This window comes from Brachybacterium sp. GU-2 (genome assembly GCF_030866705.2).
Taxonomy (GTDB): domain Bacteria; phylum Actinomycetota; class Actinomycetes; order Actinomycetales; family Dermabacteraceae; genus Brachybacterium; species Brachybacterium conglomeratum.
This window is the reverse complement of sequence record NZ_CP133037.2, coordinates 1518538-1543238: the sequence shown is the minus strand read 5'-3', so window position 1 is coordinate 1543238 and position 24701 is coordinate 1518538. Positions and strand designations below refer to the sequence as shown.

The 24701-nt window shown below is 72.4% G+C and carries 20 protein-coding genes; 6 read left to right on the top strand and 14 right to left on the bottom strand.

Features of this window, described 5'->3' with window-relative positions; all coding sequences use genetic code 11:
- Positions 1 to 81: 81 nt before the first annotated feature.
- On the top strand, positions 82 to 2910 hold the full coding sequence (ppc, locus tag RBL05_RS07075; protein ID WP_308740110.1) for a phosphoenolpyruvate carboxylase: 2829 nt from the start codon (positions 82 to 84) through the stop codon (positions 2908 to 2910).
- Positions 2911 to 3148: 238 nt separating this feature from the next.
- Here the strand turns inward: ppc and RBL05_RS07070 are convergent, their stop codons facing one another.
- The 3 genes from RBL05_RS07070 to RBL05_RS07060 are packed head-to-tail and all read right to left on the bottom strand — an operon-like array spanning position 3149 to position 5342.
- Complete coding sequence (locus RBL05_RS07070) at positions 3149 to 3748, bottom strand: GNAT family N-acetyltransferase (protein WP_308740111.1); 600 nt, start codon at positions 3746 to 3748, stop codon at positions 3149 to 3151.
- On the bottom strand, positions 3745 to 4851 hold the full coding sequence (locus tag RBL05_RS07065; protein WP_308740112.1) for an App1 family protein: 1107 nt from the start codon (positions 4849 to 4851) through the stop codon (positions 3745 to 3747). Before RBL05_RS07065 ends, RBL05_RS07070 begins: the two co-directional genes overlap by 4 nt.
- Positions 4852 to 4856: 5 nt before the next feature.
- The gene (locus RBL05_RS07060; RefSeq protein ID WP_308740113.1) at positions 4857 to 5342 is read right to left on the bottom strand and encodes a GNAT family N-acetyltransferase; all 486 of its coding nucleotides are present in this window, start codon (positions 5340 to 5342) and stop codon (positions 4857 to 4859) included.
- A 156-nt stretch (positions 5343 to 5498) separates the two neighbouring features.
- On the opposite strand from RBL05_RS07060, the gene RBL05_RS07055 reads away from it, so the two are divergent.
- The gene (locus RBL05_RS07055) at positions 5499 to 6014 is read left to right on the top strand and encodes a protein tyrosine phosphatase (RefSeq protein ID WP_308740114.1); all 516 of its coding nucleotides are present in this window, start codon (positions 5499 to 5501) and stop codon (positions 6012 to 6014) included.
- Positions 6015 to 6086: 72 nt separating this feature from the next.
- Here RBL05_RS07055 and RBL05_RS07050 read toward each other — a convergent pair whose 3' ends face one another.
- The 6 genes from RBL05_RS07050 to RBL05_RS07025 all read right to left on the bottom strand — a co-directional run bounded on the left by RBL05_RS07050 (position 6087) and on the right by RBL05_RS07025 (position 13170).
- Positions 6087 to 7484, bottom strand: a complete 1398-nt coding sequence (locus tag RBL05_RS07050) for a hypothetical protein (protein WP_308740115.1) — start codon at positions 7482 to 7484, stop codon at positions 6087 to 6089.
- 490 nt (positions 7485 to 7974) lie between these two features.
- Complete coding sequence (pgm, locus tag RBL05_RS07045) at positions 7975 to 9612, bottom strand: phosphoglucomutase (alpha-D-glucose-1,6-bisphosphate-dependent) (protein ID WP_308740116.1); 1638 nt, start codon at positions 9610 to 9612, stop codon at positions 7975 to 7977.
- 108 nt (positions 9613 to 9720) lie between these two features.
- Positions 9721 to 10512, bottom strand: coding sequence for a hypothetical protein (locus tag RBL05_RS07040; protein WP_318604220.1), 792 nt, complete (start codon positions 10510 to 10512; stop codon positions 9721 to 9723).
- 71 nt (positions 10513 to 10583) lie between these two features.
- The gene (locus RBL05_RS07035; protein WP_318604219.1) at positions 10584 to 11606 is read right to left on the bottom strand and encodes an inorganic phosphate transporter; all 1023 of its coding nucleotides are present in this window, start codon (positions 11604 to 11606) and stop codon (positions 10584 to 10586) included.
- Positions 11607 to 12242, bottom strand: a complete 636-nt coding sequence (locus RBL05_RS07030; protein WP_308740117.1) for a DUF47 domain-containing protein — start codon at positions 12240 to 12242, stop codon at positions 11607 to 11609.
- A gap of 301 nt (positions 12243 to 12543) precedes the next feature.
- Complete coding sequence (locus RBL05_RS07025; RefSeq protein WP_263309782.1) at positions 12544 to 13170, bottom strand: hypothetical protein; 627 nt, start codon at positions 13168 to 13170, stop codon at positions 12544 to 12546.
- A 24-nt stretch (positions 13171 to 13194) separates the two neighbouring features.
- Between RBL05_RS07025 and RBL05_RS07020 the strand changes: the two genes are divergently transcribed.
- Complete coding sequence (locus RBL05_RS07020; protein WP_308740118.1) at positions 13195 to 13845, top strand: PH domain-containing protein; 651 nt, start codon at positions 13195 to 13197, stop codon at positions 13843 to 13845.
- An 86-nt stretch (positions 13846 to 13931) separates the two neighbouring features.
- On the opposite strand, the gene RBL05_RS07015 is transcribed toward RBL05_RS07020, so the two are convergent.
- Positions 13932 to 14543, bottom strand: a complete 612-nt coding sequence (locus tag RBL05_RS07015; RefSeq protein ID WP_318604215.1) for a hypothetical protein — start codon at positions 14541 to 14543, stop codon at positions 13932 to 13934.
- Between the two features lie 196 nt (positions 14544 to 14739).
- Between RBL05_RS07015 and RBL05_RS07010 the strand changes: the two genes are divergently transcribed.
- Positions 14740 to 15918: an ROK family transcriptional regulator gene (locus tag RBL05_RS07010; protein ID WP_308740120.1), complete on the top strand. Its 1179-nt coding sequence runs from the start codon at positions 14740 to 14742 to the stop codon at positions 15916 to 15918.
- A 71-nt stretch (positions 15919 to 15989) separates the two neighbouring features.
- On the opposite strand, the gene RBL05_RS07005 is transcribed toward RBL05_RS07010, so the two are convergent.
- From RBL05_RS07005 to RBL05_RS06990, 4 genes are read right to left on the bottom strand one after another with little or no spacing between them, the layout of a single operon-like run.
- Positions 15990 to 17405, bottom strand: a complete 1416-nt coding sequence (locus RBL05_RS07005) for an ABC transporter substrate-binding protein (RefSeq protein WP_308740121.1) — start codon at positions 17403 to 17405, stop codon at positions 15990 to 15992.
- Between the two features lie 10 nt (positions 17406 to 17415).
- Complete coding sequence (locus RBL05_RS07000) at positions 17416 to 18363, bottom strand: carbohydrate ABC transporter permease (RefSeq protein ID WP_308740122.1); 948 nt, start codon at positions 18361 to 18363, stop codon at positions 17416 to 17418.
- A 12-nt stretch (positions 18364 to 18375) separates the two neighbouring features.
- Positions 18376 to 19290, bottom strand: a complete 915-nt coding sequence (locus RBL05_RS06995; RefSeq protein WP_318604214.1) for a sugar ABC transporter permease — start codon at positions 19288 to 19290, stop codon at positions 18376 to 18378.
- A 32-nt stretch (positions 19291 to 19322) separates the two neighbouring features.
- Positions 19323 to 21569 carry an alpha-galactosidase gene (locus RBL05_RS06990; protein WP_308740124.1) on the bottom strand — a complete coding sequence of 749 codons (2247 nt, stop codon included), beginning with the start codon at positions 21567 to 21569 and terminating at the stop codon, positions 19323 to 19325.
- A gap of 246 nt (positions 21570 to 21815) precedes the next feature.
- On the opposite strand from RBL05_RS06990, the gene RBL05_RS06985 reads away from it, so the two are divergent.
- Positions 21816 to 23396: an AbgT family transporter gene (locus tag RBL05_RS06985; RefSeq protein WP_308740125.1), complete on the top strand. Its 1581-nt coding sequence runs from the start codon at positions 21816 to 21818 to the stop codon at positions 23394 to 23396.
- An 80-nt stretch (positions 23397 to 23476) separates the two neighbouring features.
- The gene (locus RBL05_RS06980; RefSeq protein WP_308740126.1) at positions 23477 to 24688 is read left to right on the top strand and encodes a pyridoxal phosphate-dependent aminotransferase; all 1212 of its coding nucleotides are present in this window, start codon (positions 23477 to 23479) and stop codon (positions 24686 to 24688) included.
- Positions 24689 to 24701: the final 13 nt, after the last annotated feature.

Below are 24701 nucleotides of genomic sequence, written 5' to 3'. Positions count from 1 at the left end.
GCGCCGACGCGGTCGCCCTGAGCGCGCCCCCGGCGCGTCGGCAGGCGGCCGTCCGTCGACGTGCCGACCCCAGGAGGCCCTGTGCCACATTCCGACGCCATCGCCGTCCCGACCCTGACGAGCGAGTTCCCCGTCGTCGGCGACGACCCCCATATCGACGCCCCGCTGCGGGCGACGGTCCGCCGCCTCTCGACCCTGCTCGGCCGCACCCTCGCCGACCAGCACGGCCAGGAGCTGCTCGACCTCGTCGAGCAGGTACGCAAGCTGACGAAGGAGGCGAAGTCCGCCGACTCCGAGGCCAGCGCCCAGGACGTCCAGGCCCACCTCGCCTCCCTGCCGATCGAGCAGGCGACCGCGCTGACCCGCGCCTTCACCCAGTACTTCCTGCTGGCGAACGCCGCCGAGCAGGTCTACCGCGTCCGCGCCCTCGACGAGCGGCCCTTGAGCGAGTCGTGGGTGCCGCGCACCGTGCGCGCCGTCCACGAGGAGCTCGGCGCCGAGGGCCTGCAGAAGGCCGTCGACTCCCTGGACGTGCGCCTGGTGTTCACCGCGCACCCCACCGAGGCCTCGCGCCGCGCCGTGCTGACCAAGCTGCGCCGCATCTCCGACCTCCTCGCCGAGGAGACCGAGGAGGACACCCCCGAGCGTCGCCGCCAGGACCGCGACCTCGCCGAGCTGATCGAGACGCTCTGGCAGACCGACGAGCTGCGCCGCTCCCGTCCCACCCCGCAGGACGAGGCCCGCAACGCCCTCTACTACCTGCGCCAGATCTTCCGCCAGACCATGCCGGAGGTGCTCGACGACCTGCGCGAGGAGCTGCGCGCCCATGGCGCCGACCTGCACGACGGCCAGGTGCCGCTGCGCTTCGGCTCCTGGATCGGCGGCGACCGCGACGGCAACCCGTTCGTGACCGCCGAGGTCACCCGCGACGTGCTGAAGCTGCAGGCCGAGGCCGCGATCGACGTGTCGCTGGAGATCATCTCGGACCTGATCCTCGAGCTCTCGGTCTCCTCCGAGCTGACCGGGGACGACGAGGAGCTGCGCGCCAGCCTCGCCGAGGACCTCTCCCACGACTCCGAGGTCGACAGCACCCAGCAGTCGCTCTACGACCAGGAGCCCTACCGGCTCAAGCTCGGCGCGATGCGCTCCAAGCTCAACGCCACCCGCGAGCGGATCCGCTCCGGCGAGGCGCACGTCCACGGCGCCGACTACGGCGACACCCAGGAGCTGCAGGCGGACTTCCGCGTCCTGCGCGAGGCGCTGCGCCGCCACGGAGGTCGCCGTGCCGCCGACGGGGCGCTCGCGATCGCCCAGCAGGTCCTCGCCGCCTCCGGTCTGAATCTCGCCGCCCTCGACGTGCGTGAGCACTCCGAGAAGCACCACGAGGTCGTCGCACGGCTCTTCGACCGCGTCGGCGAGCTGGACCGCCCCTACACCGAGCTCGACCGCGCCGAGCGCACCATCGTGCTCTCCCGCGAGCTCGGCAGCCGTCGCCCGCTGGTCGGCTCCGCGATCACCGAGGACGAGTCGATCCTCGACGACGCGACGCGCACCACCTACGGGGTGTTCCGCGAGATCCGGGACGCGCACCGCCTGTACGGCACCTCCGTCATCGAGACCTACATCATCTCGATGACCCACGGCGCCGACGACGTGCTCGCCGCCGCGCTGCTCGCCCGCGAGGCCGGTCTGCTCGACCTCACCGGACGCGAGGAGAAGCGCGCCGACCTCGGATTCGTGCCGCTGCTGGAGGAGGTCTCCGAGCTGCGCCATGCCGGCGAGATCCTCGACCAGCTGCTCTCGGACCCCTCCTACCGGGAGATCGTGCGCCTGCGCGGCGACCTCCAGGAGGTCATGCTCGGCTATTCCGACGGCAACAAGGACGCCGGAGTGATCACCAGCCAGTGGGAGATCCACCAGGCCCAGCGCGCCCTGCGCGACACCGCAGCCCGTCACGGCGTCACCCTGCGCCTCTTCCACGGCCGCGGCGGCTCCGTCGGCCGCGGCGGCGGCCCGACCTACGACGCGATCCTCGCCCAGCCCTACGGGGTGCTCGAGGGCGAGATCAAGTTCACCGAGCAGGGCGAGGTCATCTCCGACAAGTACATGCTCCCCTCCCTCGCCCGGGAGAACCTGGACCTGTCGCTCGCCGCGGTGCTCGAGGGCTCGGCCCTGCACACCGCCCCGCGCTCGACCGCCGAGCAGCTGGAGCGCTTCGGTGAGGTGATGCAGTCGGTCTCCGACGCGGCGTTCTCCCGCTACCGCACCCTGGTGGACGACGAGAACCTGCCCGAGTACTTCGTCTCCTCCACCCCCGTGGAGCAGCTCGGCGACCTGAACATCGGCTCGCGCCCCTCCAAGCGCACCACCTCGGACAAGGGCCTGGACGGCCTGCGGGCGATCCCGTGGGTGTTCGGCTGGACCCAGTCGCGCCAGATCGTGCCCGGCTGGTTCGGCGCCGGCTCCGGCCTGAAGGCCGCCCGCGAGGCCGGCCTCGAGCCGGACCTGCACGAGATGTACCGCTCCTGGCACTTCTTCCGCACCGTCATCAGCAATGTCGAGATGACGCTGGCGAAGACGGACATGCAGATCGCGGCCCACTACGTGCACTCGCTGGTGCCGGAGAACCTCTGGTACCTCTTCGACCGCATCCGCGAGGAGTACGAGCTCGCGGTCTCGGAGATCGAGCGTCTCACCGGGGTGCTGAACCTGCTGGACAACCAGCCGATCCTCAAGCGGACCCTCGCCGTGCGCGACCGCTACCTGGATCCGATCTCCTACATGCAGGTCGCGATGCTGCAGCGGGTCCGCGCGGCGAAGGAGCGGGGCGAGGAGCTCTCGCCCGAGCTGCAGCGCGCGCTGCTGACCACCATCAACGGCGTCGCCGCGGGGCTGAAGAACACCGGCTGAGCCGGCAGCACGTCACCCCCGTGCCGCGTCCTCGCGGGGGCCGACGGGGCCGGGAAGGGCAGACGCCCCGCCCGGCCCCGTCGTCATGTCGGCCGGGTCCCCGCGTCGGTCCGGTGGGGCGGGGCCTATCTGGCCTCCGACGGTCGTGGCCTCGGTGTGCGGTGTGCGGTGCGCAGGCCACCGCACCGGCCGGGTGCTCGCGATCGCTGCTTCGTGCTCCGGGGGTCGGGCGCCGGGCTCACGCGGAGGGGTAGGCGACCCGGTCCTCGACGGGCAGCGGGCGCTCCATGATGTCCATGCCGAGCTCCTCGACCTTCAGCAGCGCCGCATCGCCCGCGAAGGGCACGGCCTGCCCGGTGCCGGTGAAGCCGTGCCGTTCGTACCAGCGGTGCAGCTCGGGGCGCGACTGGAGCACCTGGATCATCAGCAGGTCCACCCCGTCGGCCGCGAGGGAGGCCGCCTGCGCCTCGAGCAGACGCCCGCCGAGCCCCGCGCCCTGCGCGGCGGGGTCGACCGCGAACAGCCCGAGCTCGGCCCGGACCGCTCCGTGCTCGTCGGGCGCCTCGCGGCGGGTGTAGCAGCATCCGAGCACGCGTCCGGCGGAGCTCCCGCGCTCGAGGCCCGTTCCTCCGTCGTCCGCGCCGTTCCCGTTCCCGGTCGCGACCAGCAGCGTCACCGCGGGGTCGGCGAGCATCGCGCGGACCTCCGCGGCGTCGGTGCGGTGGCCGTCCACGAGGTGCGCCTCGGTGGTCCAGCCGCCCTGGCCGCGGTACGCGGCCTGGACCAGCTCCACGATCCGGGGGACGTCCGACTCGGCGGCGGGTCGCAGGGAAATCACCGGGACATCCTCCCGTGTCGCTGCAGGGCGGCGAGCAGACCGTGGCCGTTCGGGGCGGCGAGGGCGAGCGGTCCCCTGCCGCCGGGGCTGGAGCCGACCAGCGGGCGCAGGGTGCCGTGGGCGAGGAGCTGCTCGGGCTCGGTGAGCTGGCGGATCAGGATCGACTCGACGAGCTCCGGGTGCCGCTCGGCGAAGGCGGCGTAGAGCGAGGGGTCGTGCTGGCCGTCGTCGCCGACGAGGATCCAGCGGACGTCCGGGTACGCGGCGGCGAGACGCTCGAGGGAGCGCGACTTGTGCTCGGGGCCGGAGCGGAAGAAGCCGGTGTGGGTGGGGCCCCAGTCCGTCAGCAGCAGCGGCCCGTCCGGATAGCCGTTGCGGTAGAGGAAGCGCTTGAGGACGGGGAACACGTTCCACGCGCCCGTGGACAGGTAGAACACCGGCATGTGCGGGTGCTCCCGCGCCAGGCGCTGGTACAGCATCGGCATCCCGGGGACGACCTGGCGGGAGGACTGGTGGACCACGAAGGCGTTCCAGAAGGCCGGCAGGGGACGGGGCAGCCAGGTGACCATCACGGTGTCGTCGATGTCGCTGACCATGCCCACGCGCGCCTCGGGCGAGACGATCGTGACGTCGGCCGTGACCTCGTTGCCGGGGACCGTCCACAGCACCGCCTGGTGCTTGCCGGGGCTCAGGGACACCTCGAGGGTCGCATCGACGATGCCGGAGCGGTCCGCCCGCACCGTGAACTCCTCGCCGCCGAGGCGGATGTGGACGGTGCGGTGCGGCGCGACCTGGCTGGTGAAGTTCCGCCAGCCGCGCACCGCGACGGTCCGCATGTCGTGGACGGGCTGGTCATGGAAGTCCGCAGAGGTGCGGGGGGAGGCGTACAGCACCTTCGCCAGGACCCGTGCCTGCGTCGCCGAGCCGTATCCGTGGAAGGGCTGCAGGCGCAGGTCCCAGTGCAGACGGCGCAGGGTGCTGCCGACGAGGCGGTTCTTCACGTCCTCTGCGCGCGCCGCCCAGTGGGGACGGTCGGAGCCCGCCCCGGCGGCGTCGTGACGCGGCGCGGAGCGGGCGGAGGAGAGGGGCGCGGGGATGCGCACGGGCCTCAGAGGCCGCGGGTCATCTTCAGCCAGGCGCCTTCGGGATCGTCCTCGACGATCTGCCAGCGCTCGCCGCTGTCGGAGAAGCCGAGGCTCTCGTAGAGGGCTCGGGCGCCGGTGTTCTCGGGGCCGACGTAGAGGGTGACAGTGTCGGCGCCGTCCTCGCGGGCCCACTCGAACACGGCCTCCGCGAGGCGGCCGGCGATGCCGGAGTGGCGCGATCCCGGGGTGACCCACATGGCCTGCAGCTCCCGCTCGTTGGCGGGGGAGTCGTCCTCCTGGCGGACGGCGACGACCGCGACGGGCTGATCACCTTCGACCGCGAGGAACCAGGCGGCGTCCGAGACGCGCTGCTCCCAGACGGAGTCCTCGTAGGTGGACTCCTTCTCCCAGCTCTGCCCGAAGGCGCTGGGGTCCGTGCTGAGCGAACGGAGTCGGATCTCCCGCACGAGCGACCAGTCCTCGTCGTGGGCGCGGATGATTTCGGCCATCGGTGTCCTCCTGAGCCGTGGTGGCGTGGTCACGGGCGTGATGCCCTGGCGATCATGCTCTCGTGCTGACCCGAGAACCGCATGCACTCCGCCTCACAGTGTACGGCGATCGGCGGTTCCACGCTCCCACCGCCTGGAGGTTGACACAATGGGGGGATGAAGCCGCTCCGACTCCTCACCGTGTGCACCGGCAACGTCTGCCGCTCCCCGGCCGCCGCGGTGGTGCTGCGCCGCGCCCTCGAGCTCGAGGGCCTCGACTCAGAGGTCGAGGTCGGCTCGGCCGGGACCACCTGGGAGGTGGAGGGGATGCCGATGGACGACCGGATCGAGCTCTCGCTGGAGCGCGCCGGCTATCCGCGTCCCTTCGAGCACACCGCCCGCACCATCCACCTCACCGAGCTGATGGCCTGGGATCTCGTACTGGCGATGACGCCCGAGCACGCCCAGACCATGCGTCGCATGGCCGATCAGGTCCCCGAGGGCGCGACGCCGCCGTCGATCACGATGTGGCGCGCCTTCGAGCCGGGGGCGGAGGGGCGCCCGGAGACCGAGCTCGCCGTCGAGGACCCCTGGTACGAGGGGCAGGCGGCCTTCGACCGCACGGTGACGGACATGGAGCGCGCCGTGCCGGGGATCCTGCAGCGCGTGCGCGAGTTGCTCGCCCAGCGCTGAGCGGTGGGGCCCGCCCGCCAGCGGTAGCACCTGCTCAGCGGCGGCGCGCCTGTCCGGCCGTGGGCCGACGGGTCAGCGGCGGTGGTTGCTGCGGCGCGAGTGCCAGGTCGCGCCGACGAAGCCGGCAGTGGTGAGGAAGCCGATCGCGAGCGCGGCGATCAGGACCTGACGCATCTGACCGAAGGCCGTGCTCGAGTCGTCGGAGATCGCGTTGAACAGGCGCACCACGGGGCCGCCGTCGCCGGAGGACGTGGGCTGCGCGGCCTGGGGTGCCGGAGTGCTGGGCTCCTCGGTGCCGACGCCGGCGACCTCGGTCTCCTCGGTGGTGCTCGACTCGGCGGTCGTCTCGGGCTCCTCGACCGGGGTCTCGGAGGGAGCCTCCGGGGTCGGCTCGGGGGCCGGCTCCGCGGTGGGCTCGGGCTCCTCGCTCGGCGGGGGAGCCGGGAGCGGCTGCGCGCGCCGCTTCGGCTCGGGGGCCGGCTGCGCCGGCGTCGACGGCTCGGACATCTCCGGGGTGGCCGAGGGGCTCGCGGTCGGAGTGGAGCCCTGGTCCGGCGCGGGGGTGGTCTTCTCGTCGTCGGCCGTCTCGCCGCTGCCCCCGCCGGTCGAGGTGTCATCGCCCTCGTCCGTGGTCTGCTCGCCGGTCGGCGTCTCTGACGCGTCGTCGGAGTCCCCGTTGTCGGTGGAGTCGTCCCCGGGCGTGGTGGGGCAGTTGCAGGGGCAGTCCGAGGCGTCGCCGTCGTTGTCGTTGCTAGGAGTCGGGCTCTGGGACTTCTGGGGCTTGGCCGCCGTGCTCTGCTGCGCGATCGGGCGGGGGACAAGAGCGCCCCTGACGGTGCGCTTGGGCTCCTCAGCGGAGGTGTCTCCCTCGGTGTCGTCGCTGCCGCCGTCGCAGGTGGCGGAGCCGTCGGTCTCGGTCTCGGTCTCGGTCTCGGTCGCGGTCTCGGTCTCGGTCTCGGTCTCGGTTGACGTCACCGTGGGATCGTCCGTGCCACCGGGTTTCGTCGGCGTCCCGGACTCCCTCGTCGTGATCTTCCCGCCCTGCGGGTCGGCGTCGGGAGAGGTCGAGTTCGTAGAGCCCTCGTCCTTGGCTTCCCCCGATGCCTCGTGCTCCTCCGGCGACTGCTCCAGCTCCTCGGTGACCTCGGGATCGTTTGGGGCGTCGTCCGCCTTGTAGTCCGGGGTCTCCTCGGCAGGAATCTTCGAGTCCTCGTCCTGCTCGGGGGGCTCCTCACCCTCGGGGGAGGCGACTTCCTCGGGAGTGTCCGAGTGGGTGGTGAGGGTGGTGGTGGCCCCGGGCGTGATCGTCCCATCCACGGTGTCCGTCGCGGGGTCGTCGTCCGCGGAGGCGACGGCCGTACTCTCGGAGGCATCGCCGGTCCCGTCGGCGAGAGCGCTGGTGGTGGCGAAGGGGAGACCGGTCAGAGCCAGGGTGGCAGAGGCCGCGCAGACGCGTGTCCGCAGTCGCATGTCCTGCCCCCTCTCCGTCATTCTCGCCGCGCGCGAGCGCTGCGGTCGGTGTGCTTACCGGCGGGTCCGACGAAGCACACTACCCTACTGATCCTTTACCTACCCACCCCATGGTTCACGCGCTCTTTGGGCCACGCAAGGAGAGTGTGGACGGCGCCACCGACGGGTGATGTACCTCAAGTTGGGGCGCGCTTGACTATTCCTTTGCCGGGCGGAGGCTGCGGTCGTTGCTGAAACGTTACGGACCTGCAGGTCAGCACCGGGTGCACGAAGCCCTCGACGCGCGTCGAGGGACGGCGCGAGAGTGTCGCGCCGTCCCTCGACAGCATGGGGGAGGGGTGGTGCGGGGCCGAGGACCGGGATGTGGAGGAACGGTCGGCCAGGAGCGGTGCGGTCGCAGCGACCGCATCAGAGCAGGGGAGCGGACAGCCGCTCCCGCGGCGCCGCGCGGACCGTCGGCTCCGCCCCTGCGCTCGGTCCGCCCCTGCGCTCAGTCCGCGAGCGCCCCGTCCACGAGGTCCTTCGCGGCCTGCTGCACCTCGGCGAGGTGCTCCTCGCCCTTGAAGGACTCCGCGTAGATCTTGTAGATGTCCTCGGTGCCCGAGGGGCGCGCCGCGAACCAGGCGGACTCGGTGGAGACCTTCAGCCCCCCGATCGCGCCGCCGGAGGGGGCCTCCGTGATCGCCGAGACGATCGGCTCGCCCGCGAGCTCCGTTGCGGTCACCTGCGCAGGGCTGAGCGCCTTGAGCTTCGCCTTGGCCTCGCGGTCCGCCGGGGCGTCGGTGCGGGAGTAGGCGCTGCTGCCGAACCTCTCCACGAGCTCCGCGTGCAGGGTGCTGGGGGAGCGCCCGGTCACCGCGAGGATCTCCGAGGCCAGCAGCGCGAGGATGATGCCGTCCTTGTCGGTGGTCCACACCGAGCCGTCGCGGCGCAGGAACGAGGCGCCCGCGCTCTCCTCGCCGCCGAAGCCGACCGAGGAGTCGATCAGGCCCGGCACGAACCACTTGAAGCCCACCGGCACCTCGAACAGCTCCCGGCCGAGGTCCGCGACGACGCGGTCGATAAGGCTCGAGGAGACCACCGTCTTGCCCACCTTCGCACCCGCCGGCCAGTCCGGGCGGTGCGCGAACAGGTAGGTGATGGCCGTGGCCAGGTAGTGGTTGGGGTTCATCAGGCCGCCGTCCGGGGTGACGATCCCGTGGCGGTCCGAATCCGCGTCGTTGCCGGTGGCGATGTCGTACTCGTCGCGCTTCTCCAGCAGCGACGCCATCGCCCACGGGCTCGAGCAGTCCATGCGGATCTTGCCGTCGCGGTCCAGGGTCATGAAGGACCACTGCGGGTCGACCGCGGGATTGACGACGGTGAGGTCGAGGTCGTGCATCTCGCCGATCTCCGCCCAGTAGTCCACCGCCGCGCCGCCCAGCGGGTCCGCGCCGATGCGCACGCCCGCCCGGCGGATCGCCTCGAGGTCGACCACGCTCGGGAGGTCCTGCACGTAGGTGCGCAGGTAGTCGTAGCGAGCGGCGTCCTGCAGGGCCTTCTGTCGTCCGTGCCGGCGCACGCCCTTGAGCCCGTCGCGCAGCAGCTCGTTCGCGCGGTCGGCGATCCACGAGGTCGCCTCGGTGTCCGCGGGACCGCCGTGGGGCGGGTTGTACTTGAAGCCGCCGTCGCGCGGCGGGTTGTGGCTCGGGGTGACGACGATGCCGTCGGCCCGGCCGGGATCGTTCGCCGCCCGGCCCCGGTTGTGGACCAGGATCGCGTGCGAGACCGCCGGGGTGGGGGTGTAGCCGTCGAGCGCGTCGATCTGGGCGGACACGTCGTTGCCCGCGAGGACCTCGAGCGCCGTGTCGAAGGCGGGGCGCGAGAGGGCGTGGGTGTCCCGGCCGATGAACAGCGGGCCGCGGATGCCCTGCGCCGCTCGGTACTCGGCGATCGCCTGCGTGGTCGCGGCGATGTGGTCCTCGTTGAACGCGACGTCCAGCGAGGAGCCGCGGTGCCCGGAGGTGCCGAAGGAGACCGCCTGGTCGGGATCCGCGGGATCCGGGTGGAGGTCGTAGTAGGAGTCGAGGAGCGCGTCGACGTCGACGAGGTCCTCCTGCTGTGCCTTCTGGCCTGCACGGGGGTGCATGATCACCACTCCATCCTCGGTAGCTGGGGCTGATCGCCACTCTAGGTCCTTCGAGGGCACCGCAGCACAGGAGCGCCGGGAGTGAGACGGCGGCGGGTCGGCAGGACCTCAGGCGCGGCGGGAGCGGACCAGCAGCACGATCCCCACGATCGTCAGCACCAGGCCCGCCAGTCCCGCGACCACGCCGATGATCGGACCGATGACCAGCGGGGCCATCATCCCGAACAGGCTGTAGGGACCCAGATGGGCAGGGGCGTCGGTGCCCGTGCAGGAGATCGTGGCGGTGGTGTCCTGGAGGGAGGCGACCCCGAGCACCTGCACGTACTCCTCGCCGTTGCCGAAGGTGGTCGCGGTCGAGCTCGGCACCGTGGTGACCGCCCCGGGATCGGAGCCCTCCGCGGTGCACTCGGCCGTGGCGGCGTCCGCCGCGGGCACGTAGACGATGACCATCTCGTTGGCGGACAGCTCGAGCGTCGCCGTGCTCGCCTCCATCGGCGTCGGCCCCTCGGACGCATCGCCGACGAGCGAGCCGAGCGACCACACGATCCCGACGATCGTGGCGGCCGGGGCGATGGCCAGCAGGAGCACCAGGCCGATCACGAGCGGCAGCACGCCGCGCCGGCGCCCGGAGCGGCCGGACCGCCCGGGACCGGAGGCCGAGGGGCCGCCGGGGGGCGAGGCGGCGAGGGCGCCGGGCGGCAGCGGTCCCGTCTGCGGGCCGTCGGCGAAGGAGGCCCCGTACGAGGTCTGGCCGTTCCCCTGGTGCGGGGCCTGGGCGTAGGGGTCGTGGGACGGGGCGCCCTGCTGCGGGTCCGCGCCCGGGGCGGGCGTCGTCGGCCCCGGCAGCCCGAAGCTCGGACGCTTCCTGGGGGCGGGCGTGGTGGACTCACCGTCGGACATCGGCTCCCTCTCGGATCGGTTCCGCTCAGGATAGTGGTCCCGCCTGCACGCGGGCCGGGCGGCCACTCCGCTCAGAGGCCGGGCAGCTCGAGCACGACCCCGAGCAGGGCGGCCCCGACGACCGCACAGGCCAGCGGGGTCACCAGCCAGATCAGGAGGATCTCCCGCGCGACCGACCAGCGCACGGTGCGCCGGCCCCGGGCGACGCCGGCACCGATCACGCTCGAGGCCAGCGCCTGGCTGGTGGAGACCGGGGACTCGAGCCCGAACACGCCCAGCGACATCGTCAGCGCCGCGGAGGACTCCGCCGCCAAGCCCTGCGCCGCCGTGAGGTCCGTGAGCCGGCGGCCCAGGGTGCGGATGATCCGGTGCCCGCCCATCAGGGTGCCGGCGCCGACGGCGACCGCGACCGTGCTGATGAGCACCATGGTCGTGGTCCCGGACAGATCCGCCCCGGCGCTGCCCAGCGCGATCACGACCACCGCGAGCGGGAGGCGGGCGTCGTTCAGGCCGTGTCCCGCCGCGACCGTGCTCGCCGAGAAGGTCTGCGCGAACCGGATGTGGCCGGGCCCGAGCAGCTCGGACCGGGCCAGGCGCAGGATCAGCTGCATCAGCAGGAACGCGACCGTCGCCGAGATGACGGGGCCCACCACGGAGACCGCGAGCATCAGTCCCAGGCGGTCCCAGGCGGCCGAGGTCCCGATCACGAGGGAGACGCCGAAGGAGGTGCCGAAGAACGCGTGCCAGGTCGAGGCCGGCAGCCCCATCCACCAGGTCAGCAGGTCCCAGAGGAAGGTGCCGAGCATGAGCACCAGCAGCGCCGCGCCCAGCGTGTCGGGGCGGGCGGCGAGCTGCTCGACGATCGGGCCGAGGCCCAGCAGGCGCACCGCCCACGGCACGGTCATCACCAGCAGCGCCATCCCCAGCAGCGCGCCGAGGGTGTTGAGGATCGCCGCCGCCCACAGCGCCGAGGAGGCCTTGAGCGCACGGGTCGTGATGGTGGTCGAGATGGCGTTGGAGGCGTCGTGGAAGCCGTTCATGTAGGCCACGATCAGCGCCAGGGCCACCACCAGCGCGAGCAGCAGCGGCGTCACTCAGGCGTCCTTGATCCGCAGCAGGTCCGCGATCCGCGCCGCCCGTTCCTGCAGCGCGATCGTGTGGCGGATCGACTCGGAGACGTCGTGCAGGGGGAGCAGCTCCTGGGTGGAGCCGCCGCGCTTGTACAGCGCGCCGAGGGCCTGCCGCACGAGGCGCTCGCCCTGGCGCTTGAGCTTGCGGATCTGGACGTAGTAGTCGCCGAGGTCCTGGGTGTCGTTGAGCTTCCAGGATGCGGCGACGGTGAGCTCCGCGGCGCGCTCGATCCCCTTGGCCGCATCCAGCAGCGGGGTGGGCAGCGTCCCCACGCGGGAGACGACCAGCAGCTCGCCGGTGTGCTCCATCGCGTCGACCACGTCGGCGAGCGTGAGCGAGAAGTCGTAGAGCAGCTCCGCCTCGTAGGGGGTGATCAGCGAGTGCGCGAGACGCTGGGCGATGCGGCGGCACAGCTCCTCGGCGACCGTGGACTGCTCGTGCAGCGTCGGCGCGATGCGGGTGCGCTCGCGATAGCCGTTCCCCAGCAGCTTCGAATGGGTGTCGGCAGCCTGGACGAGCAGCTCCGCGAGCTCGGAGAGGAGATCGCTGAGGGGGCGCTCCGTGCGGGCGGGGAACAGTCGGGAGAACAACTGCACCACCTCGCGTCGCCTCCTCGCGCCGTGGGCGCCTGAACGCCTCGCGGTCCGTGCGGTCGGACGCAGGCTCCTGCTCGTGATGCTGAGGCGCCGGACCGGGATGCGCCTGTCGGCGCGAAGGCCGCTCGAAGCGGCAGATGTTGGAGCCCGGGGCAACCGCGGCCCGGCGCGTGTCCATCGTAGGGCAAGGGCCCCGAGACCGTGCAAGCACCGCCCCCGGGGAGTATGGCGAGGACCTCAGTCCGAGCAGATCGCAGCGCCCGACGGGCATCGGCAGACGAAGGGGCGGCCGCGTCTCGGGGCGTCAGTCGAGGCGTCCCTCCTCCGCGTGCCGGCCCGCCTCCGTGAGCTCCTCGCCGGTGCGCAGCAGCCGCTCCGCCTGCCGGGTCCGCTCCTCCCCGGGATCCTCGTCCGCCAGGTGCGCCGTGCCGTGGGCGAGCAGCGTCGCGACCGCCCCGGCGCGCCGCAGTGCGAGGCCGAGATCGCCGGTGAACGCGCCGCGCAGGATGTCGTCCATCGTCTCCTGCACCTGGGCCACCTCCGGAGGCTCCGCGAAGCCCGTGAGATAGCGCAGCCCGGGGACGGTGCGGGAGCCGGCCCGGTAGCGTCGGGCGACCTCGTCGCCGCTGCGCTGCACCCAGGTGTGCAGCACGTACAGCCGCCACAGCGCCCCGGGCAAGGTCGAGGCGGGCGCGGCCGACCACAGCGCCGCCAGCTCCGTCAGCCCGTCGTCGGCCGCGAGCGCGACCACGCGGCGCACCACCTCCGGGTCGGAGCTGTGGAACACGCCGTCCAGCAGCGCCCGGGCCGAGTCGTGCGCGAGATCCATCGAGGTCGCGGGATCGGGCTCCCCGGGGATCGACGCGGCGACCGAGGGATACATCGCGGCGGGACGGCGGAAGCGAGGGGCGGAGGAGTCGTGCGATGACATGCCCCGCACCCTACGCTGGGTGCCATGACCATCCCACGCCGGCTCGGCCCCGAGACCGGGCCGCGCACCGCACTGCCCGATTACTCCCGCAGCAGCGCGACCGTCGAGCGGATGGTCGCCGCGCTCGATCCGGCCCGCACGGGCCGCGAGCGGGGACGGGTGCGGGCGCTGCTGCCCGCGCACGCCACGAGGGACACCGCCGCGCGCGCCGTCGTCGCGGCCGCGCTGCTGGGCACGGCACTGGTGAGCGTGCTGGGCATGGTGCTGCTGCTGGGCACGGTGCCGGACGGCCGCTCCCCGGGGCTGGGACTGCTGGTGGTCGTCGGGGCGCTGGGCGCGCTCGCGCTGCTGCTGGGGCTGCTGGGGGTCCGCTTCGGGATCGTGGCGCTGGGCACGGCGCGAGCCCGGGTCGAGATCTCCGCGGACGGGCTGCGGGTGGTCGGCCCGGTGCGGCACCGGGACGTGGCCTGGGAGCGGATCGCGGCGATCGAGTCCCGCGTGGTGCATCCGGTGCACTGGCTCACCGCCGCGCTGCGCCTCGAGGACGGCACCAGGATCGTGATGCCCGCCTTCGACCGTCCCGTGTGGACCTGGACTCGGCCCTCCGGGCAGGACATCCGTGCACTGCGCACGGAGCTGCACCGGCGCCGACAGGCGGGCCCCGGGCGGCGCTGAGAGGCCAGGGGCCGACGCGCGCACGGCGCCCGCGAGCCGGTCCGGGACCGGCCGGCGGACGCCGCCGACGAGGTCGTGGCTTCCGTTCAGGCGGCGGGCGCCGTGCTCGTGCCGTCCTCCCACAGCGCCCGCACGACCTCGGGCAGCTGCGCAGCCGTGACCTCGGAGACCGTCAGCACGCCCTGATCGTCCAGCGGCAGGTGGCCGAGGCGCCAGGAGCCGTCGGCCTCGACGTGCACCATCAGCGGCACCGGATCGGCGGGGGAGGAGATCTCGGTGCGGCGCAGCGAAACGGTGCGCTCGGCACCGTCCTCGAGGAAGGCCAGGACGATGTCGGAGACCGAGGCGGGCACGTGCGCGGCGTCGGGCAGGGCCGAGACCACGAAGGAGTCCAGCTCGTCCTGGGTGAGCATGAGGATCGCGTCGTTCGCCTTGATGATGAAGGCCATCCTCATCGCCTCGCCCTCGGCCAGCGCGATCCCGAGCCATCGGTCCGCGGCGGTCAAGGCGCCGGCGATGACCTGGCCCTCCTCGCCCAGCAGCCACTGGCCGTCCGCGGAGCGCTCCACCTTCCCGCGGGCGCGCAGCCCCGAGGTGACCGCGGCGGTGACGAACTCCCGCGCCTGCTCCGGGGCGCTGCGCAGCCCGATCTGCTCGCGCGTGATCCGCGCGTTCTCGGTGTCGCGCAGGCCGAGCATGAAGTCGATCTCGTAGGCGGTGTAGATCGTGACCTCGGGACGGTCGGTGCCGGCGCTCGCGGACTCGCTGATCGGTGTTCCCCCTCGGGCGTCGTGGAGCCGGCCGCCTCCTGCGGCGGCCGGGCGCAGCTGTCGACGAAAGCATCGCAGATCGGGCCGGGAGGGTGCGACCTACTCCCGCCGCTAGACTCGCGGGATGCAGGGGGAGCAGCACGAGGTCGCGGAGCACGTCCCGGGGCACGTCACGGCGGTGCCCGACCTCGGCGGCACCAGCGCCCGGGCCGTGTACCGGGACCTGCTGCGCTTCGGCCCCCGCTCCCGCCGCGATCTCACCGAGCGCCTCGGCCTGTCCGCGCCGACGGTCACGCGCGTGACCCGCGATCTGCTCGAGGCCGGCCACCTCCACCCCCTGGACACCGTGGCGCTCGCCAAGGGCCGCCCCCAGCAGCCGCTGGACATCGAGGAGAACCACGGCCCCCGGTTCATCGGGGTCAAAGTCACGGCCGACGAGGTCCACGCCGTGGTCACCACCGCCCGCGGCAACGCTCTCGAGGAGCTGGTGATGCCGCTGCCGGACACCTCCGCCGAGACGGTCGCGGAGGCGGTGGTCGACCCCGTCCTCGCCCTCGCCGGCGCGCACCCGCACGTGGCCGGGGTGGGCGTCAGCATCGGCGGCCGCGTCGCCGACCGGCGCCGCGTGGACTCCTCCTGGATCCTCGGCTGGGAGCACCCCGTCGACCTCGCCGACCGGCTCGAGGCGCGCCTGGCCCTGCCGGTCACCGTCGACAACGACATCGCCGCCATGATCCACGGCCTGAACTGGTTTGGGATCGGCCGCGCCTATCGCACCTTCGCGGTCCTCACGATCGGGGTCGGCGTCGCGATCGGCACCGTCGTCGAGGGGCGGCTGCTGCAGGGCCGCTCCCATCTCGCCGGGCTCACCGGCCGCCTGCCCGTCGCCGCACGGGAGGACGGCGCCCCTGAGCCCTTCTGGCGCTCGGCGCGGACCGCCGCGGTGGTCGAGGCGGCACGGGAGGCCGGGGTGCTGGGGGAGGGCGAGGGCGTCGAACGCCTGCGGGCCCGGCTCGCGGCCGGCGACCCCGCAGCCCGCGCCCTCAGCGCGGACCTCGCCCGCACCCTCGCGCGCGCCGCCGCCGCCGTGGTCGCCGTCGTCGACCCCGAGGCGATCGTGCTCGGCGGGGAGACGATCGACCTGGTGCTCGCGGCCGACGGGGAGTTCGAGCGGACCCTGCGCGCCTCGCTCCCCCTCGCGCAGCAGGATCTCGTCCTGCGAGAGCTCGGCGGGGACTTCGACCAGTGGGCGCGCGGCGCCGCGGTCATCGCGATCCAGGAGTTCGTCGGCGGCGAGGTCTGAGCGACCCCGCCGCCGACGCCCCGGCTCCCGTGCATCGGAGCCCGGGCATGGACGTCACGTGGACGCAGCCGTCACTCGAACAGCGCGTTGACCCGCTCGTTGTAGGCCGCGAAGTCCGCGCCGTCGATCCGCCGCATCCAGCACTGGTCGAAGGCCGGCTGCATGATCGACATGATCGCGGCGGAGTTCTCCACCAGCGGGTACTGCCCCGTCTCGCCCTCCGCGACCCGGTCCGTGAACGGGGTGACGTCCAGGCCCCGCTCCGCGAAGGCCGCGATCGCGGTCTCCGTGCCCACGTCGGTCGCGGGGAAGAACGGGGCGCGCTCGCCGATGATCCGCTGCGCCTCGTCGGAGGCGAGGAAGGCGATCAGCCGCGCCGCCTCCTCCTTGTTCTCCGACTGCGCGGCGATCGAGTCGCCCAGGCCGTTGAACATCGACATCGGGGTGCCGATCGGGCCCGACGGCAGCGGGGCGATCCCGAGGTCCAGGCCCTCGAGGTTCGCCCAGGTCGAGATCATCCACGAGCCGGCCAGACCCAGCGCCGCCTTCCCGGACTGCACCTGGGTCTGGACGGGGCTGGAGTCGCCGAACATGCCGAAGGGCGGGAAGAAGCCCTTGTCCACGAGCCCGAAGTACCAGTCGATCGTCGCCGCGAAGCGGTCGTCGTCGTAGTGGAAGGTCGTGCCCCAGGTGTCGGCGTCGGTGAAGGTCCAGCCGGTCGAGAAGGCGAAGGCCGACCAGGAGGTCTGCCCCGTGTAGTCGATCCCGGCGTCGGCGCCCATGCCGTAGCGCGCGATCCGCGTCGGGTCGAAGCCCTCCTCGTCGCCGCGCACGCCGTTCTCGTCGATCGTGAGCCGGGCAAGCAGGCGCTCGAAGGAGCCGCCGTCCTCGGGGTTCCAGTGCAGGCCCGCGAGATCGTCCTCGGTCAGCCCCTCCTCCTCGAGCATCCCCTGGTCGTACATCACCGCGATGGTGTCGTAGTCCTTCGGGACGCCGTAGCGCTTCCCGTCCTGCCCGGTCCACAGCTCCTGCAGGCCGTCCTGGAAGCGGTCGGCGGTGACGTCGACCAGCGGTGCGAGATCGTCCAGCGGTGCGATCACGCCGAGGCTGACGAACTCCGGGAAGCGCGCCAGATGGTCGGCGAAGGCGTCGGGGCCGGCACCCGCGACGAAGCCCGCGGTGAGCTTCGTCCAGTAGTCGTCCCAGCCGAGCTGGGTGATCCGCACGAAGACGTCGGGGTTCTGGGCCATGAACGCATCGATCGCGGCGGAGTAGGCGGGCAGCTGGTTCGCGTCCCACAGCCAGTAGTCGATCTCGGTGGCGCCGGGCGGGGCGGCGCTCGTCCCGCAGGAGCTGAGCGCGACGGAGCCCGCGGCGCCCGCGGCCAGCGCCGCCGTGCCCGTGAGGAGCCGGCGACGGCTCAGCCCGCGCGGAGGGGCGCCGGCGGGGGAGTCGGAGGGCGGGAGGGGAAGGCGGTTCTGTGTCATCTCGGGCACCTCACTTGATCCCGCTGAAGCCGATGGAGTTCACGATCTTCTTCGCGAACAGGGCGAAGAGGATCAGCATGGGCGCGGCCGCGACGAGGGTCGCCGCCATCAGCCCGGACCAGTCCGGGCCCGTGCCCGGGGCCTGGGCGCGGAAGACGCCGAGCGCGACGGTGAGCACGCGGGACTGATCGGTGTAGGAGACCATCAGCGACCAGAAGTACTCGTTCCAGGCCGTCATGTAGGTCAGCAGCGCCAGCGTCGCCAGCGGCGCCGAGGAGATCGGCAGGATGAGCGTGAAGAACACCCTCGCCTTGCTCGCCCCGTCGATCAGCGCGGCCTCCTCGACCTCGCGCGAGATGTTGTTGAAGAACTGGCGCAGGAAGAAGATCGCGAAGCTCGAGATGAACAGGGTGGGGAGCATGATCCCCAGCAGCGTGTCCACCAGCCCCAGGTTCTTGATCAGGATGAAGTTGGGCAGCAGGGTGAAGATCTGCGGGATCATCAGCGAGCCCAGGAAGATCAGGAACACGGTGTCCCGGCCGCGCCAGCGCAGGCGCGAGAAGGCGTAGGCGGCCATCGCGCAGGAGAAGGTCTGGACCACGGTGATCGTGGTCGCGACGATCACCGAGTTCAGCAGGTAGCGCCAGAAGTTGATCGAGGCGCCGGAGCCGCCCTGCGAGATCGCGGTCTCGACGTCCTGCAGGCCGAAGACGCGCTCGAAGCCGCCCGTGTTCAGGCCGACGGGAAGGAGGCTGCCCGGGTCAGTGGCCAGCGCGTTGTTGCTGGACAGCGCCGTGCGCAGCATCCAGTAGAAGGGGAACAGGGTGATCAGCAGGAAGATCACCATCACGGCCCAGGCCGCGATCCTCCCCCAGGGGATGCCGCGGCGGTGCCGGGGAGCGGGACGGTCGGCGTCGGTGCGCGGCGCGCTGTCGGGCCGCTGCGTGGTCGTGGTCATCGCACTGTCCTCTCAGTCCAGGTCCGACTGGCCGGCACGGCTAATCCAGTACTGCGCGAAGGTGATCACCATGAGGATCACCAGCAGCGCCGCGGACAGCGCCGAGGCGTAGCCGAACTCGTACTGGGCGAAGGCGTTCTCGTAGATGTACATCTGCAGCACCTTGGAGGCGTCGGCGGGACCGCCCTGGGTGGTGACCGAGATGGTGTCGAACACCTGGAAGGAGCCGATGATCGTCATGATCAGCACCAGCGCCAGGATCGGGCGCAGCAGCGGCAGGGTGATGCGGCGGAACATCGCGATCTCCCCGGCGCCCTCGGTGCGCGCGGCCTCGTAGAGGTGAGCGGGGATCGACTGCAGGCCCGCGAAGAGCAGCAGCGCCGTGTAGCCCATGTGCCGCCACACGTTCACCAGCGCGACCGTCGGGATCACCCAGGTCTCGCTCGCCCAGAAGGCGATCGGGTCGAAGCCGATCCACTGCAGGAGGATGTTGAAGATGCCCAGCTGGGTGTCCAGGATCCACAGGAACACGATCGCGGCGACCACGTTCGAGACCAGATAGGGCGCCAGCACCAGCGAGCGCAGCACGGTGGACTGGGTCAGGCGCTGCATGAGCACCGCGATGACCAGCGCGACCAAGGTCTGCACGCCGATGTTGATGACGACGTACAGCACCGTCACCTTCAGCGAGTTCCAGAAGACGGGGTCGGCCAGGAGCCGGCGATAGTTCTCGAGCCCGACCCAGGTGGGCGGGGTGAGGGTCGTGTACTCCGTGAAGGAGTAGTACAGGCCGGTCAGCAGCGGCCAGACGAGGAACACCAGAAGGCCGACCGAGGCGGGCGCGATGAACAGCAGCGCGAGCTTCGTGTCGTCCTTCCGGCGGCGCCTCGTCGGGGCCGACCGCGTCGACGTCGTCGCGGTGGACATGGGTGCCTTCTTCCGTGGTGGTGGGGGACGGGTCAGCGGGACGCGCCGGCGGCGCTCTCGCGGGTCAGGGACAGCAGCAGGCCCTGCTCGGGATCGAGCAGGGGAGCGGCGAGGCCGGCGACGGCCAGCGCCGCGCCGGGCAGCACCGCCCCGTCCGCCTCGAGCACGCGGGCGAGCCAGGGCGGGGACGTGAGATGCGAGGGCGGGCCGCTGGGCAGCAGGGCGCGCACCCGGTAGGCGGCGGCGGGATCCAGCCCCGGCAGCACCAGACGCGGGTGCTGGGCGGCATCGGCACGGCCGACGGTGCTCAGCGAGAACAGCGCCTCGCCCCGATCGGGGGAGACCACGCCTTGCAGCCACAGGGGGCTCTCGCCGCGGTCGGCGCGCACGAGATCGCCCGTGAACAGCAGCTCGCGGCGCTCCTTGTAGAGCGTGATCCAGGCGGTGAGCTCGGCGAGCTCCTCCTCGCTCGCGGCGGCGAGGTCCCACTCGATGCCGAGGTGGCCCATCAGCGCCGAGTGGGCGCGGAAGCCGAGGGTGTGCAGGCGCCCGGTGGTGTGGGAGCGGCCGGAGGCGATGTGGCTGCCCATGAGCTCCAGCGGGATCAGCTGCGAGGTCCAGCGGTGCATCTGCTGGCGTTCGAGCGGGTCGATGCAGTCCGAGACCCACACTCGGTCGGTGTGCTCGAGCACGCTGAGGTCCACGCGCGCCCCGCCCGAGGCGCAGGCCTCGATCTCCAGGCCCGGGTGGGCCGCGCGCAGCTCGTCCATGAGGCGGTAGGCGGCGCGGGTCTGGTCGTGCACGGCGGCCCGGCCCGTGGCGCGGGTCGCGGACTCCAGCAGGTCCCGGTTCTGGTCCCACTTGATGTAGCCGATCTCGTGGGCGCCGAGCAGGGCGAGCATCTGGTCGCGCACGTGGGCGTACGCCTCGGGGATCGACAGGTTCAGCACCTGCTGGTTCCGCGAGCGCAGCGGCATCCGCTCGGGGGAGGGGGCCATGATCCACTCGGGATGCGCGCGGGCGACGTCGGAGTCCTCGTTGACCATCTCCGGCTCGAACCAGATCCCGAACTCCATGCCGTGCGCCCGCACGTGGTCGATCAGGGGGCCGAGCCCGTCCGGCCACGCCTCGGGCGAGACGACCCAGTCGCCGAGGCCGGAGGTGTCGTCCCGGCGGGAGCCGAACCACCCGTCGTCCAGCACGAAGCGCTCGACCCCGAGCGCGGCGGCGCGGTCGGCGAGGTCGGTGAGCCGCTCCAGGTCGTGGTCGAAGTAGACCGCCTCCCACACGTTCAGGGTGACGGGGCGGCGGGCGTCGACGTGATGGGGGCGCGAGCGCAGGTGGCGGTGGAAGCGGGCGGCGACCTGGTCGAGGCCGTCGCCGAAGGAGGCGTACAGCCACGGGCTCTCGTACGTCTCGCCCTGCTCGAGGGCGACCTCGCCGGGCAGCAGCAGCTCGCCGCCGCCGAGCAGGCGCTGGTCGGAGCTCGTGCGCTCGGCGAGGTGGCGGTGGTTGCCGGAGAAGGCGGTGTGCACCGCCCACACCTCGCCCTCGCGGAAGCCGAATCCGGGCCGTCCGGCGTGGAGCAGGTGGGCGGAGTCCGCTCCGGTGCGGCCGCGTCGGTTCTCCCGCAGATGGGTGCCGACGGTGAAGGCGCGGCGCTGCGGGGTGCGCTCCTTCGTCCAGCGGCCCGCGAAGTCCAGCAGCTCGTCGGCCGTGGCGGGGACGGGGAGGGAGAGGGTGAGCTCGTCGAGGCGGTAGTGGCCGGTTCCGGTGTTCGTCAGGCGGGCGCGCAGACGCAGCAGGCCCGTGGGCAGCAGCTCGAGCTCGAGCAGGACCCCGAGGCCCTCCGCCGGGTCCTCGAGGTCGATCTCGACGTGCGCCGCGCCGGTCTCGGCGTGGGTGCCCGTCAGCGGCGTCCCGTCTATCCGCAGGCCGCGGGTGATCAGGCGCGGGGTCCAGCCGGAGCCGTCCGGGCGGGAGCCGGCCAGCCCCGGGCGTCCCAGCCAGCCGTCGGAGACCTGGGGGAGGAGGCCGACGCGCACCGGGACGTCCACGAGGTTCTGCGGGACCGGCGGGGTCGTCGCCTCGCACAGTGCATCCAGGCCCTCGGGCCCGAGCGTCCCGAGGGCACGGCCCCAGTGCGCGATCGCGGGGACGCGCCCGTCGGTGACGTCCAGCAGCACGGAGACCCCGCTCGCGGCGAGGTGGACGCGGTGGGTGACCCCGGGGCGGGGTGCGGTCACCTCGCGGTCGGGTGCGGCGGGCTGCGGGGACATCGACGACCTCCGGTCTGCGGCTCTCAGGGGTGTCGCGGACGGTCGCCGAGCGGCGGTGCGACAGCGCGACGGATTAACTATAACCATGAAACTAATGCTCGTCGAGAGTTCGGCCACCGCCCGGGCCGACGGGGCCGGGCGTCCCCGCAGGGGCCGGCGGCGCCCGTCTATCGTGGAGGGTCGTGCGCGCCCCCGCGCGCTCCGTCCGCTCCGTCGGACGCCGTCCTCGATCGCCACGGGAGCACGATGTCCTCCACGACCACGACCAACGGGCCACGCCGTCTGGACCGGGTGCTCGACCTGGTCGAACGGGCCGGCAACCGGCTCCCGCACCCGCTGGTGCTCTTCGCGGGGCTCTTCCTGATCACGGCCCTGCTCACCACGCTCCTCGCCGCCACCGGCGCCGAGGTGCAGGTGCCCGGTGAGGAGGAGCCGCAGCCGGTGCGCTCCTTCTTCAGCGGCGAGGGGCTGACCTGGTTCACCACCACGCTGGGGGAGAACTACATCGGCTTCCCGCCGCTGGTGAACGTACTGCCGATCGTGCTCGCCGTCGGCATCGCCGAGGGGTCCGGGCTGCTCAGCGCCGCGATCCGGCGCCTGTTCGGCTCCGCCCCGCGCTGGCTGTTGCCGTACGTCGTCGCCCTCGTCGGCGTCAACGGCAACCTCATGTCCGACACCTCCTTCGTGGTGATCCCGCCGCTGGCCGCCCTGGTCTTCGCCGCCGCGGGCCGGCATCCGCTGGCCGGGATGATCGGAGGCTTCGCCGCCGTCGGCGCCTCCTTCTCCACCACGATGATCCCCTCGCCGATCGACGCGAACTTCTCCGGCATCACCGCTTCGGTGATGGAGTCGCTGCCCGCCTCGCTCGGCGCCGCCCCGGTCACCGTGGTCTCGAACTACTGGATCAACCTCGCCTCCTCCCTCGTGCTGGTCGTGGCCTGCGGATTCCTCATCGACCGGGTGCTCGAGCCGCGGCTGGAGCGCGCCGGCGTGCCCCGCACCCTCGCCCCCGAGGACGAGGGCGCCACCGCGGGCTCCGAGGCGAGCGCCGACGGCTCGATCAGCCCGCAGGAGCGGCGCGGACTGCGGTGGGCCGCGCTCTCGCTGCTCGCGGTCGTGCTGCTGATCGCGGCGCTCGCGACCGTGCCCGGCTCCCCGTGGCAGAAGGACGGCGGGGGCCTGCTGCCCGACTCGCCCTTCATGGGCTCGATCGTGTTCTTCCTGGTGGTCGCCTTCTCCGTCACCGGCATCGTCTACGGCGCGATCGCCGGCACCGTCCGCTCCGGGGGCGACGTCGCCGGCCTCATGGGCCAGGGCCTGCGCTCGATGACCGGCTTCCTCGTGGTCGCCTTCGCCCTCGCCCAGTTCCTGGCCCTGTTCTCCTGGAGCGGGATCGGCACCTATCTCGCGGTGCACGGCGCCGCGCTGCTGGAGCACGCCGACCTCGGCGGCCTCCCCGTGGTGCTCGGCTTCGTGGTGCTGTGCGCGCTGACGAACCTGCTGATCACCTCCGGCACCTCGATGTGGGGGCTGATGGCGGTGGTGTTCGTGCCGATGCTCGCCCTCAGCGGGCTGGAGCCCGCCTTCGTGCAGGCCGCCTTCCGCATCGGCGACTCTTCCACCCAGATCATCACGCCGCTGAGCCCCTATCTCATCGTGCTGCTGGGGATGGTGCGCCGCTACGAGCCCGGGGCCGGCCTCGGCACCCTCGTCGCGCGCCTGCTGCCCTTCACGCTCGTGTTCCTCACGGCCTGGACCGCGGTGCTGCTGGTGTTCTGGGGGCTCGACCTCCCCGTCGGCCCCGGCAACGGCATCCGCCTGGGCTGAGCGGCGGTGCGAGACGGCTCGGCGTCGCCGCGCCTGCGGCGATACCCTGTCGCCCACCCCGAGTAGGCCAGGAGCCCCGCATGATCTTCACCCAGTCCTCCAAGCTGCGCGACGTCTGCTACGAGATCCGCGGGCCGGTCCCCGCAGAGGCCGCCCGCATGGAGGCCGAGGGCCACAAGATCCTCAAGCTCAACATCGGCAACCCTGCCCCCTTCGGCTTCGAGGCGCCCGACGAGATCCTCGTGGACATGATCCGGAATCTGCCCACCGCGCAGGGCTACTCGGACTCCAAGGGCATCCTCCCCGCGCGTCGCGCGGTCGCGCAGTACTACCAGACCCGCGGCATGCCCGGCGTGGGGCTGGACGACATCTACCTCGGCAACGGCGTCTCCGAGCTGATCCAGATGACCTGTCAGGCCCTCGTGGACGACGGCGACGAGGTGCTCGTCCCGGCCCCGGACTACCCGCTGTGGACCGCCTCGATCGCGCTCGCGGGCGGACGCGCCGTCCACTACCGCTGCGACGAGGAGCAGCAGTGGTGGCCCGACGTCTCCGACATCGCCGACAAGGTCACCCCGCGCACCAAGGCGATCGTGGTCATCAACCCCAACAACCCCACCGGCGCGGTCTACCCCGAGCACGTGCTGCGGGAGATCGTCGAGGTCGCCCGCAAGCACGGGCTGATGATCCTGGCCGACGAGATCTACGACAAGATCCTCTACGACGACGCGGTCCACACCCACATCGCGAAGCTCGCCCCGGACCTGCTGACCATCACCTTCAATGGGCTGTCCAAGGCGTACCGGGTGGCGGGCTTCCGCGCCGGCTGGATGGCGCTGTACGGGCCGAAGGAGCATGCGGCCAGCTTCATCGAGGGCCTCGACGTGCTCTCGAACATGCGCCTGTGCCCGAACGTCCCCGCTCAGCACGTGGTCGCCACGGCGCTGGGTGGCTACCAGAGCGTGAACGAGCTGCTGCTGCCCGGCGGTCGCCTGCGCGAGCAGCGGGACGTCGCCTACGAGGGCCTCAGCGCGATCGACGGCGTGAGCGTCGTGAAGGCCTCGGGTGCGCTGTACATGTTCCCGCGCATCGATCGCGAGATGTACCGCCTCGAGGACGACGAGCAGTTCGCCTACGACCTGCTGCGCTCGAAGAAGCTGCTGGTCAACCACGGCACCGGCTTCAACTACCCCGAGCCCGACCACCTGCGTCTGGTGACCCTTCCGCAGGCCGACGTGCTGGCCGACGCCGTGGACCGCATCGCCGACCACCTCGCCTCGATCCGCCGCTGAGGGCGCCCGGGCG

What these genes read in the sequence shown, in the direction of transcription:
- RBL05_RS07060 (WP_308740113.1), bottom strand. Translation starts at nt 5,342, where the DNA reads ATGGCCGAAATCATCCGCGCCCACGACGAGGACTGGTCGCTCGTGCGG.
- RBL05_RS07055 (WP_308740114.1), top strand. Translation starts at nt 5,499, where the DNA reads ATGAAGCCGCTCCGACTCCTCACCGTGTGCACCGGCAACGTCTGCCGC.
- RBL05_RS07050 (WP_308740115.1), bottom strand. Translation starts at nt 7,484, where the DNA reads ATGCGACTGCGGACACGCGTCTGCGCGGCCTCTGCCACCCTGGCTCTG.
- pgm (WP_308740116.1), bottom strand. Translation starts at nt 9,612, where the DNA reads ATGCACCCCCGTGCAGGCCAGAAGGCACAGCAGGAGGACCTCGTCGAC.
- RBL05_RS07040 (WP_318604220.1), bottom strand. Translation starts at nt 10,512, where the DNA reads ATGTCCGACGGTGAGTCCACCACGCCCGCCCCCAGGAAGCGTCCGAGC.
- RBL05_RS07025 (WP_263309782.1), bottom strand. Translation starts at nt 13,170, where the DNA reads ATGTCATCGCACGACTCCTCCGCCCCTCGCTTCCGCCGTCCCGCCGCG.
- RBL05_RS07020 (WP_308740118.1), top strand. Translation starts at nt 13,195, where the DNA reads ATGACCATCCCACGCCGGCTCGGCCCCGAGACCGGGCCGCGCACCGCA.
- RBL05_RS07015 (WP_318604215.1), bottom strand. Translation starts at nt 14,543, where the DNA reads ATGCTCGGCCTGCGCGACACCGAGAACGCGCGGATCACGCGCGAGCAG.
- RBL05_RS07010 (WP_308740120.1), top strand. Translation starts at nt 14,740, where the DNA reads ATGCAGGGGGAGCAGCACGAGGTCGCGGAGCACGTCCCGGGGCACGTC.
- RBL05_RS07005 (WP_308740121.1), bottom strand. Translation starts at nt 17,405, where the DNA reads ATGACACAGAACCGCCTTCCCCTCCCGCCCTCCGACTCCCCCGCCGGC.
- RBL05_RS07000 (WP_308740122.1), bottom strand. Translation starts at nt 18,363, where the DNA reads ATGACCACGACCACGCAGCGGCCCGACAGCGCGCCGCGCACCGACGCC.
- RBL05_RS06995 (WP_318604214.1), bottom strand. Translation starts at nt 19,290, where the DNA reads ATGTCCACCGCGACGACGTCGACGCGGTCGGCCCCGACGAGGCGCCGC.
- RBL05_RS06990 (WP_308740124.1), bottom strand. Translation starts at nt 21,569, where the DNA reads ATGTCCCCGCAGCCCGCCGCACCCGACCGCGAGGTGACCGCACCCCGC.
- RBL05_RS06985 (WP_308740125.1), top strand. Translation starts at nt 21,816, where the DNA reads ATGTCCTCCACGACCACGACCAACGGGCCACGCCGTCTGGACCGGGTG.
- RBL05_RS06980 (WP_308740126.1), top strand. Translation starts at nt 23,477, where the DNA reads ATGATCTTCACCCAGTCCTCCAAGCTGCGCGACGTCTGCTACGAGATC.